Here is a 14,594-nt window from a genome sequence, read left to right on the forward strand (position 1 = left end):
GGCGTTGGTGGAGTTCGAGCCCCGCACGCAGGGCGCGCTGGTGGGTTCAGTTGGCGCCGGATGGCGCCGGCGCGGTTGCCGCGTCCAAATCGGTGTAACGCGTCCGCAGCGATTCAATCAACGCGGGAGTCGCATCGATGGGGAGGTTGCGAATGGCGTCGGTGTGGCCGCGGACCTGCTTTTCGGTGTAATCCGCTTGCAGTCGGGCAACAATCTGCGCTTTCACATCGTCGAACTTCGGCTGCGTCGACGCGGTCTTTGCGACGAATTGGAGCACGTGGTAGCCAAACGGCGTTTCAACCACCGGCGAAATCTCACCGGGCTTGGTCAGCAACTTGGCCGCGTCGGAAAACGCGCGAACGTAACGTTCGCTTCCCGCATCCTTCATCAGACCGTGGTTTTCCGGCTTGCTCGGATCTTCCGAGTACGTCTCGATCAGCGCATCGAAATCGCCCGGCTTGGCAGCGGCTTGCTGTCGAACCGTTTCCGCCAGTGCCTGTGCCTCTTCCTTCGTGTGTGTCTTGATCGAAATCAGGACGTGCTTCACGTCGATCTTCGGAGAAACAACGTACTTCTCCTTGTGCCCGATGAAGTCTTCCCTTGCCAGCTCGGAGAAGTCCGGATACTTCAGGTCCTGCTTGAACTTCTGCATGCGAGCGGTGCCGAGCGCGCTGTCGGCAGCGATGCTCATCTGCGCAGCCACAGAGGGATCGTGATCAAGTCCGATGTCGCGCGCTTCTTTCGCAAGTCGCTTCTTCAGAAGCAGCGTCGTGATCAGGTCCTCAAGTCGCGTCGGATTGTCGAAGAAACCGCGTCGCTGCTCGGCCGGCATTGTTTGGGCGAACACGTCGATGTCCTGCAGGGTGACCGACACGTCTCCCTGTTTGGCGACAACCGTGCTGGGAGCCACCGATGTGTCCACTGCAATCGCGCGATGCGCGGGAACCACAAGCAAGGTCAATGCGACGGACAAAAAAATACGAACGACGAACGACGGTCGCATTGAAACCATGAAAGTCTCCTGATTCAAGAAGGGCGCAACGCACAGCAAACGGACGGCTCAAAACGAAAAGACGCCGGCGCAGATGCGCCGGCGTCTCGCATTGAAGGCTCAGTTATGGCCGTTGTTCGTCGAAATCGTGCAGATCGACTGGTTTGCACATTGCGCGGGCGTCGGATCGGACATCTTCAAATTGATGAAGTAGCTTCGGCCTGGAATCAGCGGACAGCCGTTCGTCTTCGGGACAATCACCATCTTCTTGAACCCTCCTCCCGTCGCGACGTTGGACGTGAGGCAGAGGCTCGGGTTGGGCGGGCTGAAATCTCCGCACGTCTCGCTCACCGACATGGTCATCAGCGGTTCGCCGAAATAGGTGCTGTAGCCAAGGACATTGAACAGATTGGGATTGACTCCAGCAGGCACCGTGAATTTGGCAGCGACGTACTGCGTCTTGCCCCAGTTCATGATTGCCGGGACCGCACCGTCGGTGCCGGGCCAGAGGACCGCGGCGTCGACATTTGTGGCATGTCCCCAAATATTTTCGAAGCGGGTCAAATCGACTCCCGGGCGCGTCGTGGTTCCAGCGCCGATATTGGGATATCTGATCGTGGCAGTTGAGAGGCGTCCTGCTGGGCAACTATCGCTCGATCCCGATACCACCAACGCTCCGGTTCCCGGTGTACTTGTCGCAGTGCCAAAGGCATTGCTGCAGGATAGCGAGAGTGAATATGTTCCCGCCTGCGTCGGAGTCACAGCGCGCGGTGACGAAGGGTCGGTGGTCGTCGTCCATCCAGGAAGGCTGACGGAGCTGCCATTGAGATCGGCCGAGCCCGTGCACGATGTCGCACCATCAACCGACCAGCTCACGGAGACTTGCGAATTGATCGTAGTGGTCGACGGCGTGACGGTCAGCGCGAATGGATTGGGTGTTGGCGGGTTTTGAATGGGAGTCGCGACGAGCGCGCCTGCCTTGTATCCGGACGCGTTCGTGCATGTGATGCTGAGATTGTAGGTCTGCGCCGCAGATGGTGTGACGAGAACATTGTGGGGTCCATTGCAGCCGCTTCCCGAACAGGCGCTTGCACCGACAGGCCAACCACCCAACCCGGGGTCTCCACCGTACGTGCATTTCGTCGCCTGGGCGCTCGCGGACCACTGCACGTTGACACCCGTACCGACCTGGGTCGTTCCGGGCACCGAGATGGCTGCCTGGAAATCCGCCGGAGCTGCACCGCAGCCGGCACCTGTGAGGGTGACGCCAGTTGCTGCCAATACGGTCGAACCCGGCACGAGCGAGAGGCCACTCGCATCTGTCGTTGCTGTGCAGCTCTGACTTGCCGCGGTGGTCATCTGGATGGTCACTTGGGCGACGGCGGGCGTCCCCAACATGATTCCGGCGAGGCCGAGGGCCGCGGCGGTAACGCGAATTCGAATAGTCATTTGAAAGAGTCCAAGCCAAACAGGGGTGTCCGGGCATCCATGCGCGCGCCGAACATTGTACCCACGGGCCGCGCCTACCACCAGCCTAACCGACGAAGCGCGCCATGGCTACCTCACCACGCAAAAAAAAGAAGGGGAGCCGAAGCTCCCCTCCTTCATTTACAACAACTTCACAACTTCGATCAGGAGCAAGCAGCATCCAGATCGCCCGTGCTGGTGCACGAACGGCTGGCGCGGTGACGGAACAGACCACCGTAGTTGGCCAGCTTGCCGGGAGCGGCGTTGGCATTGATGATGTTGTAGCCCATGTGACCCGTCGCCGGCAGACCGTTCAGCGTAACCACGCCGCTCGGTGTGACGCCACCCGGGAGAGCATGCGGCTCAACCGCAGCGTTGAGGCCCAGGCGCAACCAGCCTGCATCACCAAACGGGGTGATGTTCGGACGCAGCAGCGAGCCGAACACGCCTGACGGAGCGCCGGTGGTCGTGTCGGTCAGGAAGCTGATCACGTTGACTTCGTACGGCAGCGAAGACGGACGCGAGCCAACCGGCGGCGAGAAGCCTTCCTCGACCGTGGTGGTGCCTTCTTCCTGGTCGTACAGATCGATGCCAACAGCAACGTTGGACTCGCCACCCAGGAAGCGCTCCGAGAACGGAGCACGAACCGCAGCAACGAACGCCGGGTCGACATAGAAGCGCTTGGTCGGGAACGTGACGATCCAGTCGGTGTTCGCGCCGAGGCCGGCCGGAACCAGGTACTCGTTGTACAGCGCGTCGGACATGAAGACCGCACTGACGGCATCGATGCCGAGGTCGTAATCGGCCTGGAGCAGCTTGCCGTTGATGAACACGAATGCACGGGCACCCAGCGCCAGATCAGCCGTGTTTGCCTGCTGCAGCGACGGCTCGAGAGCCGACGAGCCGAAGAACAGCGGACGATCCGTGAAGCCGTCAACTGCATCGGCGTTGTAACCGAAGAACGTGCCTTCACCAACGTTGATGATCGTGCCCGAACCGAACAGTCCACCGGTCGGCGCGACGAGATCTGCAGCCGGCGCATTGCCGATCGTGACAGACGTCTGGCAGCCCGGGGGAACGCCGTCTTCGTGGGTGATCGCATCGGACAGGTCGGAACCCGGGATGATATCGCCCATCGAGATGATCTCGAGGTAGCCTTCACGAGTACGCGTGATGCCCTGCGGTCCGGAATCCTTGACGTTGAACGGAGTCGTGGAGAGACCCGTATAGGTGGCAGCCGAGAAGGGCTGGCCGCCGGCCGGGATCTTCGGCGTGGTGCAGCTCTTGTCGGTGGTGAACACGGCGGCGCCGCCGTCATCGGCCAACTGGCTGACGCGAGCGGTCCAGACGTCATTCGGCGACAGGAACAGGTTGAAGTCGAGCACTTCGCGGCTGTTATAGCCTTCGAGGAAGCGCACCTTCACAGCCTTGCCGTTGATCGCGTCGGTATTGACAACAGAGAACAGGGTGTCCTGGCCTTTGTTGACGGTGTAATACGGGTACAGAAGAACCTGACCGAGACCATCCGGATTCAGGTCGACGGCATTTGCCAGGCCCGCGAAGCCAGCGACGCCGGCGATGCCAGCGACGACAGCAGTCGTCAAGTTGTTTCTCTTCATCGCAACACTCCTAAATTGAACCACAGGGCTTTATTGCTTTACCGCCGAACTCGCTCCGATAGACGCATGCCCATTGGGCACGGGCGAGGTCAGGCAACAGCGCCGCCATGTTAAGGCAAAGGAAAGGGGCGTGCAATCCCCCTTTACCTTGGCTTTGTTTGGCAGCGAATTCAATTACTTGGGTAGAAAAAACCATTGACCATCCACCAACAACCACGTTTCTGTCTGGGTGCTCGTCGATTCTACCGGTTTGCCGCCCACGCCAGGGATTGCAATGCCGTAAGTCACATCGATTTCAACCTTGCAGCGCTCCGCGTCACATTCCTTTGACTTGAACTTCCCACCCTTCCATTGGACCGGCCGGCTATTCATCGACGCTGCATAGGTTTCGCGCGACTGGGTCGTTCGAAACCCGGGCGACAGGTAATCGTAGGCCTTGTCCGCCTGATGCGCCGCGAGATAACTCCAGCGTTCCGCCGCGCGCGTGTCGACGTTGTCCGGATTCGCCTTGTCGACGCAGCCGGCCATGAGAAGGGACAACATCACCGGCGCCAGCGCACCGCGACATTTCATGGATTTAGTGATCACGCAGCAGATCCTCTTGCGAATTGGGGTCTTGCGGAAGTGGACGCGTTTCCACCGGCGGTGACGGGGGTGTCGGAGTCGGCGGATTCGAAATCGGCTGACCTTTTTCGCGCAAGGGTGCCAGCGATTCGAATTGACGGCTGTAATCAAGCGTCATCTGAGCCGCCTCATCGCTATTGTTGATCACGCGCGGAGTGATCAACACGATGAGCTCCGTTCTGTCTTTGCTGGTCTGTGTCTGACCAAACAGATCCCGTAGCAACGGCACCTTGCTGAGTAGTGGAACGCTGGTTTTTCCTGTGTTGCTGATTTCCTTGATCAGTCCGCCAAGCAGCAGGGTCTGACCGCTCTGCACGGCAACCTGCGTTTCAATCTGGCGCTGCGCAATCTGTGGATTGCCACTCGCGGGAATCGGGCCAGGCGTGCTGACTTCCTGACTGATATCCAGGTACACGAGGCCGCCCGGATTGACGCGCGGCTTCACCTGCAGCGTGACGCCCGTGCTCAGGTATTGCACGCTGCTGTACCCGGTTTGTGCCGTAGTCCCGTTGCCGTTGACAGTGCCGCCGATGCCCACCAGAGATGTCTGATTGATCGGGATCTGGTCACCGACCGAGAGCGACGCTTCCTGATTGTTATTGACCACCAGCGAAGGCGCCGACAACGTCTTGGCTTGCCCTGAAGTTTCGAGCGCACTGAGCTGCACCTGAAACTTGCTGTTGAGGAACGAATAGAAAATGCTTCCTGCCGCTCCAGGTCCAGTTTTTCCGACCGTGCTTCCGAATCGGTCATACGGATTGGGATAACGGTAAGGTCCTCGCGTCGAATCGTACTGGCCTCCCGCCTCTTGTGTCTGCTGGTTGCCGAGCCACCACTGCACGCCGTACTGCAGTCCGCCCGTCAGACTCACCTCGAGAATCCTCGCCTCGATCTGCACCTGCAAAGGAACCGTATCCAGCTTGCGGATGGCCGACTGGATCTGATCCCACTCGTACGGCTGGGCCATGATCATCAGCTGATTGTTCTCCTCGATCGCCGAGATGCGGATATCGGTTTCCTTCTTGCCGTTGGCACCCGCCGTTCCCGATGCAGCTGTGCTGGGCGTCGAAGCCGGCGCCGATTTTTCCTGCGCCGCCTGCGGCCGTAGTGAGCTGCCGTAGTTGAGACTGCTGGAACCGCCTCCGAATCCACCGCCACCGCCACTTCGTCCAAGTGTCGTGGATCGCAGACCTTGGCCGACGCTGCCGGAAGTACTGCTGCGTCGCGAGCCAGCCTGCGTGCCAAGGAAGATTTCGCTGAGATAATCCGCGAGGTCTGCCGATTTCAGATTTTTGACATTGTAGATATAGAGTTGGGTCGCGTTTTCTGCGCCTCCGCGATCGAGGCGAAGGAGCCACTCCTGCGCCTGCTTCAAGTACTCCGGCTGCGGGGTGATCGCGATGATTGCGTTGGTCTGCTCGATCGGCATGAAGCGGAACATGCCGGCAAGCGGCGACTCGCCCTTGCTGCCGAAGATCTTCTCGAGATCCGGCAACAGCTTCGTCACTTCGACATGTTGCAGCGTAAAAACGCCAATCGACATGCCCCTCAGCCAGTCGACATCGAACGTCGCAATCGTTTTCTGGTAATTGTCGAGCTCGGACTGGTTGCCTGCGAGCACCAGCAGGCTGCGATCGGGGTCGATGCTGACAAATGCATCCGCCTTCGCATACGGCTTCAACAACTTGGCCATCTCGCTGGCGGAGATGTACTGCAGCGGAAAGATGCGCAACGCGTAACCGGGCTGCTGGGTCGCGCCAACATGCGGCGTCAGCTTGCCGGGAATCGCATCTTTGGATGCGAGCACGGTGTAACGGTTCCCTTCGTGCACGAGCGCATTGTTGGTCCACGACAACAGCATTTCGAGAACGGACATCGCGTCTTCGCGACGGATCGGGCGCGACGTCGAATAGGTGACATTGCCCGCCACGTTTGGCGCGATCGTGTAGTTCTCGCCGAGCATGTCGCCGAGGATCGCCTTGACTACCGCTTGAACTGGCTGATTCTCGAAATTGAACGTGACCTGCCCTTCGCCCTTGCCGCCACCCCTCGCATCGGCCTGCTTGGTGAAGAACTTGCCGGTGCCGAGGTTGTATTCCGGCTTGGGCGGTGGCCGATTCGCGGTCGCGTTCGGCGAGACGGAAATTCCACTTGCGCCGTCCGTGGGCTCGATCGGTGGCGCCGGCTTCAATATCGTGTCCGCCGTCAGGATCTGGCTTTCGGGGCCATTGGAATCCTTGGGTACATTGGTCGCACAGCCTGACAACAGCGCGATGCCGAAGGCCATCAAAAGGGTGGTCAATCTCGATCGCACGGGCTACTCCATCACTTTTTCGGTGGCGCGGATTTTTCGTTGCCGCCGTTGCGCAGACGCTCGGCTTCTTCGCGCATCTGCTTGCGGCGTTCCTCGATGCGTTTGGCGAGATCGGCACTGGCGTCCGCCTTGACGCCACCCGCCGGCCTGCTGCCTGCGGGTGGCGGACGCGCCGGGGGGCGCGCTGCCGGCTGTTGGGCGAGAGACGTTTCGAGTTCTACTTCGCTCGTCTCATTCGACGCGCTTCTGAACACGGCGCCCCGCGGCTTCACCTCGACGAGCGTCCAGCTGGCCTGTTCGCCTTCCAGCGGCATTCCGACCTTCAGCGCGATCGCTTGGTTCCGCGACTTGTCCTGCAACATGGCGATCCGCACGTGATTCGCCTCGTCCAGTATGACGCCGGTCAAGGAAATGTTGAGCGGACTCGGCGGGGGCGCTGCATCGCTGTCTGCAAGATTGGCGGCACCGGGCCTCCGATCCTCGTTGAACAGCGGGCGTGCATCGATGTCCGCGAAGGTCGACGCAGGAGGAAGGCTGACCTGCTTGCTGTCGATCACACCGGCGACGGATTTCTCCGCATCGGCCTCTGCGTCGGCGGACCAGCGGTAGCCGCGGCCAAAACCGGCGTACTGCACAACAAGAAAAACCAGCAGCAGCCCGCAGACCACCGCGAGTCCCTTCGTCGCCAGTCGCGCTGCCCGGATATTCATTTCACCTTCCCCGGCTGACGCAGGTAACCGGACAGGTTGAAGCGCACGTCGAGTGGCACCTGCACGGCGTTGGCGCCGGGTGGCGTGTAGCTTTGTTGCTTGTAGATCATCACCTGGTCGACGAACAGATATGGCTTGCCGTTTTCAAGATCGTAGAGGATCGCGGCCAGCGGCTCGAGATCGCATTTCAACCGCGCCTGCACAGTCACGCGCTTGTACAGCTCTTCTTCCCCGCCGGTGAAACTCTGCGTACTCACATTCTGGCAGCGCTTGTCGTCCTTGCCGCCCATCGCCTGCTTCAGTCGCTGAATCAGTGCCGCAGACGCCGCGTTCGAGTCCGTTTCCGAAAGAAATGCCTGGTTGCCCTGCTCATAGGCCTTGACCTGCGCGAGGCGCTTTTCAATCTCCGGCTTCTCGGCCGTGGTCTGCCGGAAGCGCAACTGCTGTTCGCGCAGATCTCCCATGTCGCTGGATATCTGCAGCTGCGGCGCAACGAACCACCAGTGGATGCCGACCAGATACACCAGCATCAGCACGATCAGCAACAACACGACGGCGAGGAGTCGACCGTCCTTGGGCTGGAATCTATTTGCCGCCATTCTTCGCCTCCGCTTCCTGCTTCGGAACCGATTTTGGCGACGGCTGCCGAACGCTGCCGGAGTTCATCGACGCTTTCGGATCAGGCTCCGACCGACCGGCTGCACCCGGCTTGCGCGCATCGATCACCGGCTTGGCGGTGTCTTTCTTCGGCACGTCCAGCACCGGCGGCGCCGCTTTCGCTGGCGGCGTCTTTGCATTGACGACCGGCTTCGCTTCGACGACCGGCTTCGCAACGCTCGTCTTGACTGCAACGCTGGCGGCCTTCGCCTCAGGCGCCGGACTGCATTCCTTCAGATCGGCGTTGATCTGGAAACGCTCCTTGCCCGATCGCGGATCCGGCTGGACCTGCCCCTGGAAGCCTGGGTTGCTGAGGCACGGCGACGCGGCGAGCAACGCGATCAGCTTCGCTGCTTCCTGCGCCTGGCCCTGCAACTGCACCTGCTTGTTCTCGATCTGCAGACGCTCAAGGTACGTGTCGTCCGGAAGACGCCGGCTGACATCGTCGATGAGCGCGACCATCAACGGCCCCTTGCGCTTGCGCTCGGTCAGGAAATTGGCACCCGAGATGGAATCGGCCAATGCCTTCTTGAGTGCGGCGACCTGCTTGGCCTCCACTTCGGTCTTGTCCACTTCCGCGCGCATCGCTTCGACCGCGCTGGCGCGGTTGGCCAGCGATTCGTCCATCACCAGCACGAACAGGATCAGCGCGAGGGCTGCGAGACCGAGGTTGATCGGCATGCGCAGGTTGCGCCGACGCGCGCGCCGCTCGGGGGGCAGCAGGTTCGTTTTGCGCCGACCCGCGCCGGGCTCGCTGCGCCAGCTGTCGACGCCGTCGAGGTCGGCCGCGGCAGACGGCAACGAGGACAGTTCCTGATCGAGCTGTCCTCGCGGAATCAGCACCAGTTCGACCTGCACGTTGCGGCCGCTGGCGTCGTGGCCGAGCACACGGCTGTCGAAATAGACCTGGTCCGCCTTGAAGGGCGTTTGACGGTCCATTTCAAAACTCAACACCTGCCGAAGATTCTCCTCGGCCGCGGACGGCAGGCTCAGAGTTCGCGTCAACACGCGCTCGGCCGGGATGCAGAACACCGTGCGCACCATCGGATCGTCGATGGCGGTTCGCAGGCGCTGGAATTCCGTGGTCTGCGCGTCGGCGGGAAGATCACGACGGATGCGCGCGTACTCGCTCATCGCATCGCCGCGTTCACGCCATACAACGATTTCGTCGCTGCGCAAATCGAGCACCAGCGATTCGGAAGGTTCCGCCACCACACGGCGCCAGCGCTCCGGCAGGCATGCGAGCAACTGCGTTCCCCACCAGGAAAAAAATCCGGGCAGTGGCGTCTTGGCAAGACGCGTCCGCAGACGCGTCAGTTGTCTGTCGAGGATCGGATTCACAGGTGTGCTACGAAGTTTCGCCGTCGCGCCAGCGCAGAATCACGAATGGCCTTCCGGCCACGCTGACTCCACCCATGCGGATGGTCGCATCCAGGATCGTGCTGGCGCCATTGAGCAGCGTCGCACGCGACTTCACACTATACGTCAGGCCCCCGCCGCCCGCCACGATGGGGGAGGTTCCATCACATCCAGTCAAACCGGCAGCAGCGATTTCCGCAGTGCTCATTCCTTGCCTCAGCTGGATCAACTGCTCCGCCTGTTCCCGCTCGCAGCCGGTGGCCATCAGGGCTTCCGGCGTCGAGGCATACGCAGCGTTGGGATCGGTGCGCCCCGAATAAATCGTCAGGCTGGGTTCGAGCGCGGAGAACAACGCATAGTTCATTCCCAGCACCTGCTGCAATTCGGACACCGTATCGAACGGCGCGTTCTTCGGGCCGTAGCTCAGGCCCGCCCCTTTGTATTCGGATATTTCCGCGCCGTTTGGCTGCGCGTCGTCATCGGGATCGCGCCAGTCGATGACCGCTGCGGCGATCGCCTCCGCCTGGTCCAGCTCGAGTCCTCTCGTCATGAACAACGAGGTCAGGCGAATGGCGTCGGCTGCATTGATGTCGATCTTCCCCGAATCGTCGGTGATCCGCACTTCGATCTTCGCATCGCCGTAGTTGAACACGTACGGTCGTCCGTCCCCGATCCACTGCTGCACCGGATCGGACTTGCGCAGTTCGAAGACAGCGAGGTTCAGACCGGCCTCGGCCGCATAGCGCGCCTGGGTGGAATCGAACAGATGACGCGACTGCAGACTTTCCGTGCGCGCAACCAGCGAAAAGCTTCCCAGCAGGATCGCAAGCATCGCGATCACCCACAGCACGAGCACGAACGCAACGCCACGCTGGCGCGCAGACGGACGTCCGCGGCGCGCGCACGCACGCGCATCCAGAATCATCGGCGCAGTCGTCATCGCTTCCCTCCGCCCAGGCCGGACGCCCTCAAGCCGAGCGGCCCGCCGAGACCCGGCTGTTGGCCATTCTGCTGCGGACGCGCCGCGCCCACGTCGAGCATCAGCGGAATCTCCATCTCGGGAAACTGGACGCGCGCCTCCGGCAGCATGTCCACGACCACGCGCACCATCACCGGTGTGGTGGTGGGGTCGTCCCACTCGTCGGACCAGTCGGTCATCTCGCCATTTTCATCGAGCGTGCGGTACTGGAATCGGCCGTCGGCGATCTGGTCGAGCAGGATCGACGGCTCGCTGTCCGTGCTCTTCTCGTCCATATCGAAACCGTTGAGCATCTGATCGGCGAAGAGGAGCTGCTTGCCGCCGCGCCGGTTGCCGGCAAAGGTGAGCGTCTGCACATACGCGCCACCCTTGGAAAGGTAGCCGGGCATCGGCGCGACGAAGCGCATCGAATTGCGCGATCCGTCGAACACCAGATTGGCATTGGTCGTTTTATCCTGCCCGAATGCCAGCGGCATGATGCGGCTGATCTGGCGCCGCAGGAACTCCTCGGCGACGCGCAGACGATTGGTGCGATCGATGGCCGCTTCGCCCGAGTGCATGGCCTTCGTCGCGGTGCGAATGGCGCCATACGTTCCCGCCAGCAGCAACGCAAGCAGCATGATCGCGAGCATCACTTCAAGCAGCGTGAACCCGCGCGCGATCGCGGAGCTCCCATGGCGCAGACGACGAATGCGGGACGTGGAAGAGTCCACCGAACGACTCACTTCGAGGTACTCCGACCCGTCGCGCCCTGACCGCCAGCGCCGGGCTGGCCTGGGGGCGTGCCCTGGTTGGCGTTCGGATCGGGATTCTGCGCACGCAACGTTCCAAAATGCGCGGAACGCGAACGCAACGCGCTGTCGGCGCCCCAGATCACCGTGAGATCGATCTGGTAGAGATCGAATGGAGGCGGCGGTGGCACCCCGGCACTCGCGGCAGCCGCTGCGGCTGCGACGTTGGCATTCGAAGGCTGGTTGATATTGGCAACCCCAACCGACGTTTGCGGCGGCGGCTCCACATTCGATGGGTCGACCTGATCGATGTCGAGCTGCCAGCGATAGCTGTCGTCGAAACGACCATTGCTGTGGCCGGCCTCGATGCGCTGGCCGACGCCGACGGTGTCCAGCTTGGACTGCGCCCACAGCGCCGCCATGGTGTAGTCGGACGACTGGCGCGTCGCGCGCATTGCCGTCGCCAACACCTGCATCAACACACCCATCGCAATCGCGAATACGAGAAACGCCGCGATCATTTCGATCAGGCTGAATCCGCGTACGGGGAGCGTGGGCTGGCGGCGAAGACGATTCATCGTGTTAGTGGACCGCGCCGACCATGCGCAAGTTCGCGCAAGCCGGCCCGATCATCGATCCGGCTGCTCGTCGAGCGAAATGTCGCCCGTCAGCCACGCCACGTTGACGCGCCATTCGCGCTGGCCCTGGAAGACCGAGATGTGCCCGCCGGTGGAACTGCCATCCGGAAAAAACCGGATGCCGCCGGTAGCAGAACCGGTCTGCTCGGTATCGGCCGTGGTCAGCGTCAGGTTCATGTCCTTGGGCAGCTTGACCGCGTGCTTGCTCGGCGCGGTGTACGTGTTGCTGTCCAGACTCAACGTCAACACCTGCTGCTTGCCCTTGACGATCGCTTGCCCACGCGTGTAACGCAAAGCAGCAACCAGATCGCGGCTGGCGCCGCGAATGCGCGCACTCTGCAGGCTCTTGGAAAACGACACTGAAACCACGGTCAGCGCGATCGCCAGCAACATGATCACGGCCATCAGTTCGATCAGGGTGAAGCCCTTGACGCGTGCGCGTGCGCGGGAGCCGTGCCTCGGGATTCGGCATTCGGACATCCGGATCGCTGGCGCGCAAGCACGCCTGTGCGCATCACGAATCCCGAATGTCGAACCCCGGTTTTTCATTGCCAGTTGCCGTAATCGGCATTCACGCCATCGCCGCCGGCCTGGCCGTCCTTGCCGAGAAACGTGATGTCGAAATCGCCGTGCTCGCCTGGCGACTTGTACTGGAAAGCATGACCGAACGGATCCTTCAGGTCCGACTGCTTCCCATACGGCCCCTGCCAGTTGGTCGAGTTTCCCGGCTTGGTGAGAAGGTCTTCCAGACGTCCAGGAGGCGAGCCGTTGTCGAGTGAATAGCCTTCGATCTTGCCGGCCAGCGATTGCACCTGCGCCTTGCCGGATCCGTATTTTCCCTTGTCGACGTTCTTGCCGACCTGTTGCACGACGATGCCGGCGACGATGCCGATCAGCACGATGACGGCAAGCATTTCGATCAGGCTGAAACCTGTCGCGCGATTCGGGGAACGTCGAGGTGGGTACTTTGCGTTGTTCATGGCTTTCCTCTTCTTCGGATGGCGGTTCTATTTGACCGCGCCGGCAATGTTCATGATCGGCAACACGATCGCCAACATGATCATCGCAACGACGACGGTCATCACGATCGTGGTCGCCGGCACGAGCGCCGCCAGCAACCGGTCCAGCGTGTTCTTCACTTCGACGTCGAAGGTATCGGCGACCTTCATCAGCATCGTGTCGAGGTCGCCCGATTCTTCGCCGACGCTGATCATCTGGATTGCGAGCTTGGGAAACCGCTTGGACTGGGCCAGCGCGAAACCAAGGCCGCCACCAGTCTTCACTTCTTCGGCCGCCTGACCGACCGCTTCGGCGAGCACCGTGTTGGTCATCACGTTGCGCGCAACCGTCAACCCGCTCAGCAGCGGAACGCCGTTCTTCAAGAGCGTGCCGAGCGTGCGCGCAATGCGCGCGGTCTCGACCTTGCGGATCACGTCGCCAATCACCCGTGTCTTGAGCAACCGCTCGTCGAGCTTCAAACGTGCCGGAGGATCGGACATCTGTCGCCGAAGCCAGCCGGCGCCAAACACGATCGCACCGATGATCAGCCACCAGAAACTCTGCAGCGTGGAACCGACGGCGAGCACCACCTTCGTGATGAACGGCATCTCGATGTCCATGTCGGCAAACATCGGCGCGAACTGCGGCACGACGTACACCAGCAGCACCATCAACGACACGGTGACCATGCCGATCAGGAAGGCCGGGTAGATCATCGCGTTGATGACGCTGCTCTTGAGGTTCGCGCTGCGCTCGAGATAGTCCGCGAGGCGCGACAGCGTTTCGTGCATCGAACCGCCTGCCTCGCCTGCACGCACCATGTTCACGTACAGACGCGAGAACGTTCCATGCTCCGCTTCCAGCGCATCCGACAGTGGCGTACCACCGCGCACCTGGTCGCGCACACGTTCCAGCAAGCGCTTCGCCTTTTCGGTTTCCGGCAAGTCGAGCAGGATCTGCAAAGCGCGATCCAGCGGCTGGCCCGCGCCGAGCAGCGTGGCGAGCTGCTGGGTGAACTGCACGACCTGCGCTTGCGTCAGGGTCGCCCGCTTGAACATCGCAGCGAACAGACTCGCGGAGTCGCCGCTATCCGCTTCACGCACTTCGAGCGGGATGTTGCCGGCGTCCTGCAGTTTCCCGATCACCTCGTCGTGACTGCTCACGTCGAACTGGCCTTCGAGCGTTTCGCCGGAAGGGGTGACGGCCTTGTAATAGAAAAGAGTCATCGTTGGCGCAATTGGAAATGCGGAATGCGGGCTTGGACAATGCGCAGGATCGCCACCACCGACGCCAGCGGCGGTCCGGATCGCGACGTGCGATGTCCAACTTCCGGCGTCATGATTCCTGCGTCACGCGCAGGATTTCCTCGATGGTGGTGTGGCCCTGCATTGCCTTGACCAGACCGTCTTCGTACATCGTGCGCATGCCTTCGGTGCGGGCCTGCTGCTCGATGTCGCCCATGCCCGCGTGCTGCATGATCTGGCGGCGGATCGGATCGGACATCAC

15 protein-coding genes and 1 pseudogene are annotated in these 14,594 nt (G+C 61.6%); 1 reads left to right on the forward strand and 15 read right to left on the reverse strand.

Going from position 1 to position 14,594, the window contains the following annotated elements:
- Window positions 1-46: 46 nt before the first annotated feature.
- Both ABIV12_RS04565 and ABIV12_RS04570 read right to left on the reverse strand, forming a co-directional pair.
- On the reverse strand, window positions 47-1,012 hold the full coding sequence (locus ABIV12_RS04565) for a peptidylprolyl isomerase (RefSeq protein WP_348056691.1): 966 nt from the start codon (window positions 1,010-1,012) through the stop codon (window positions 47-49).
- 99 nt (window positions 1,013-1,111) lie between these two features.
- Window positions 1,112-1,555, reverse strand: a complete 444-nt coding sequence (locus tag ABIV12_RS04570; protein ID WP_348056693.1) for a hypothetical protein — start codon at window positions 1,553-1,555, stop codon at window positions 1,112-1,114.
- Between the two features lie 475 nt (window positions 1,556-2,030).
- Here ABIV12_RS04570 and ABIV12_RS04575 point away from each other — a divergent pair, with 475 nt between their 5' ends.
- Complete coding sequence (locus ABIV12_RS04575) at window positions 2,031-2,333, forward strand: hypothetical protein (protein WP_348056695.1); 303 nt, start codon at window positions 2,031-2,033, stop codon at window positions 2,331-2,333.
- Window positions 2,334-2,622: 289 nt separating this feature from the next.
- On the opposite strand, the gene ABIV12_RS04580 is transcribed toward ABIV12_RS04575, so the two are convergent.
- The 13 genes and pseudogenes from ABIV12_RS04580 to ABIV12_RS04640 form a co-directional block, all read right to left on the reverse strand.
- Window positions 2,623-4,077, reverse strand: a complete 1,455-nt coding sequence (locus tag ABIV12_RS04580) for a hypothetical protein (RefSeq protein ID WP_348056697.1) — start codon at window positions 4,075-4,077, stop codon at window positions 2,623-2,625.
- Window positions 4,078-4,251: 174 nt separating this feature from the next.
- On the reverse strand, window positions 4,252-4,665 hold the full coding sequence (locus tag ABIV12_RS04585; protein WP_348056699.1) for a hypothetical protein: 414 nt from the start codon (window positions 4,663-4,665) through the stop codon (window positions 4,252-4,254).
- Window positions 4,655-7,015, reverse strand: coding sequence for a type II secretion system secretin GspD (gene gspD, locus ABIV12_RS04590; protein ID WP_348056704.1), 2,361 nt, complete (start codon window positions 7,013-7,015; stop codon window positions 4,655-4,657). Before gspD ends, ABIV12_RS04585 begins: the two co-directional genes overlap by 11 nt.
- 11 nt (window positions 7,016-7,026) lie before the next feature.
- On the reverse strand, window positions 7,027-7,725 hold the full coding sequence (locus tag ABIV12_RS04595; protein ID WP_348056706.1) for a hypothetical protein: 699 nt from the start codon (window positions 7,723-7,725) through the stop codon (window positions 7,027-7,029).
- Window positions 7,722-8,324, reverse strand: a complete 603-nt coding sequence (gspM, locus tag ABIV12_RS04600; protein ID WP_348056708.1) for a type II secretion system protein GspM — start codon at window positions 8,322-8,324, stop codon at window positions 7,722-7,724. The genes ABIV12_RS04595 and gspM overlap by 4 nt, the downstream gene beginning before the upstream one ends.
- Window positions 8,311-9,723, reverse strand: a complete 1,413-nt coding sequence (locus ABIV12_RS04605) for a PilN domain-containing protein (protein ID WP_348056710.1) — start codon at window positions 9,721-9,723, stop codon at window positions 8,311-8,313. The genes gspM and ABIV12_RS04605 overlap by 14 nt, the downstream gene beginning before the upstream one ends.
- 7 nt (window positions 9,724-9,730) lie before the next feature.
- Window positions 9,731-10,681: a hypothetical protein gene (locus ABIV12_RS04610; protein ID WP_348056712.1), complete on the reverse strand. Its 951-nt coding sequence runs from the start codon at window positions 10,679-10,681 to the stop codon at window positions 9,731-9,733.
- Window positions 10,678-11,433 (reverse strand): prepilin-type N-terminal cleavage/methylation domain-containing protein, encoded by a 756-nt coding sequence (locus ABIV12_RS04615; RefSeq protein ID WP_348056714.1) that lies wholly within the window; start codon window positions 11,431-11,433, stop codon window positions 10,678-10,680. Before ABIV12_RS04615 ends, ABIV12_RS04610 begins: the two co-directional genes overlap by 4 nt.
- An 8-nt stretch (window positions 11,434-11,441) precedes the next feature.
- Window positions 11,442-12,029, reverse strand: a complete 588-nt coding sequence (locus ABIV12_RS04620) for a type II secretion system protein (RefSeq protein ID WP_348056716.1) — start codon at window positions 12,027-12,029, stop codon at window positions 11,442-11,444.
- Window positions 12,030-12,080: 51 nt separating this feature from the next.
- Window positions 12,081-12,569: a GspH/FimT family pseudopilin gene (locus tag ABIV12_RS04625; RefSeq protein WP_348056718.1), complete on the reverse strand. Its 489-nt coding sequence runs from the start codon at window positions 12,567-12,569 to the stop codon at window positions 12,081-12,083.
- Between the two features lie 65 nt (window positions 12,570-12,634).
- A complete protein-coding gene (gene gspG / locus ABIV12_RS04630) occupies window positions 12,635-13,069 on the reverse strand; it encodes a type II secretion system major pseudopilin GspG (protein ID WP_348056720.1) in 435 nt (144 codons plus the stop codon).
- A 27-nt stretch (window positions 13,070-13,096) separates the two neighbouring features.
- Window positions 13,097-14,314, reverse strand: coding sequence for a type II secretion system inner membrane protein GspF (gene gspF / locus ABIV12_RS04635; RefSeq protein ID WP_348056722.1), 1,218 nt, complete (start codon window positions 14,312-14,314; stop codon window positions 13,097-13,099).
- Between the two features lie 109 nt (window positions 14,315-14,423).
- Window positions 14,424-14,594, reverse strand: a pseudogene (locus ABIV12_RS04640) (type II secretion system protein GspE); the annotation flags it as partial.

Source organism: Dokdonella sp., assembly GCF_039926425.1.
In the GTDB taxonomy this organism is placed as follows: Bacteria; Pseudomonadota; Gammaproteobacteria; order Xanthomonadales; family Rhodanobacteraceae; genus Dokdonella_A.

What these genes read in the sequence shown, in the direction of transcription:
- gspM (WP_348056708.1), bottom strand. Translation starts at nt 8,324, where the DNA reads ATGGCGGCAAATAGATTCCAGCCCAAGGACGGTCGACTCCTCGCCGTC.
- ABIV12_RS04580 (WP_348056697.1), bottom strand. Translation starts at nt 4,077, where the DNA reads ATGAAGAGAAACAACTTGACGACTGCTGTCGTCGCTGGCATCGCCGGC.
- ABIV12_RS04620 (WP_348056716.1), bottom strand. Translation starts at nt 12,029, where the DNA reads ATGAATCGTCTTCGCCGCCAGCCCACGCTCCCCGTACGCGGATTCAGC.
- ABIV12_RS04625 (WP_348056718.1), bottom strand. Translation starts at nt 12,569, where the DNA reads ATGTCCGAATGCCGAATCCCGAGGCACGGCTCCCGCGCACGCGCACGC.
- ABIV12_RS04610 (WP_348056712.1), bottom strand. Translation starts at nt 10,681, where the DNA reads ATGACGACTGCGCCGATGATTCTGGATGCGCGTGCGTGCGCGCGCCGC.
- gspG (WP_348056720.1), bottom strand. Translation starts at nt 13,069, where the DNA reads ATGAACAACGCAAAGTACCCACCTCGACGTTCCCCGAATCGCGCGACA.
- gspF (WP_348056722.1), bottom strand. Translation starts at nt 14,314, where the DNA reads ATGACTCTTTTCTATTACAAGGCCGTCACCCCTTCCGGCGAAACGCTC.
- ABIV12_RS04565 (WP_348056691.1), bottom strand. Translation starts at nt 1,012, where the DNA reads ATGGTTTCAATGCGACCGTCGTTCGTCGTTCGTATTTTTTTGTCCGTC.
- ABIV12_RS04595 (WP_348056706.1), bottom strand. Translation starts at nt 7,725, where the DNA reads ATGAATATCCGGGCAGCGCGACTGGCGACGAAGGGACTCGCGGTGGTC.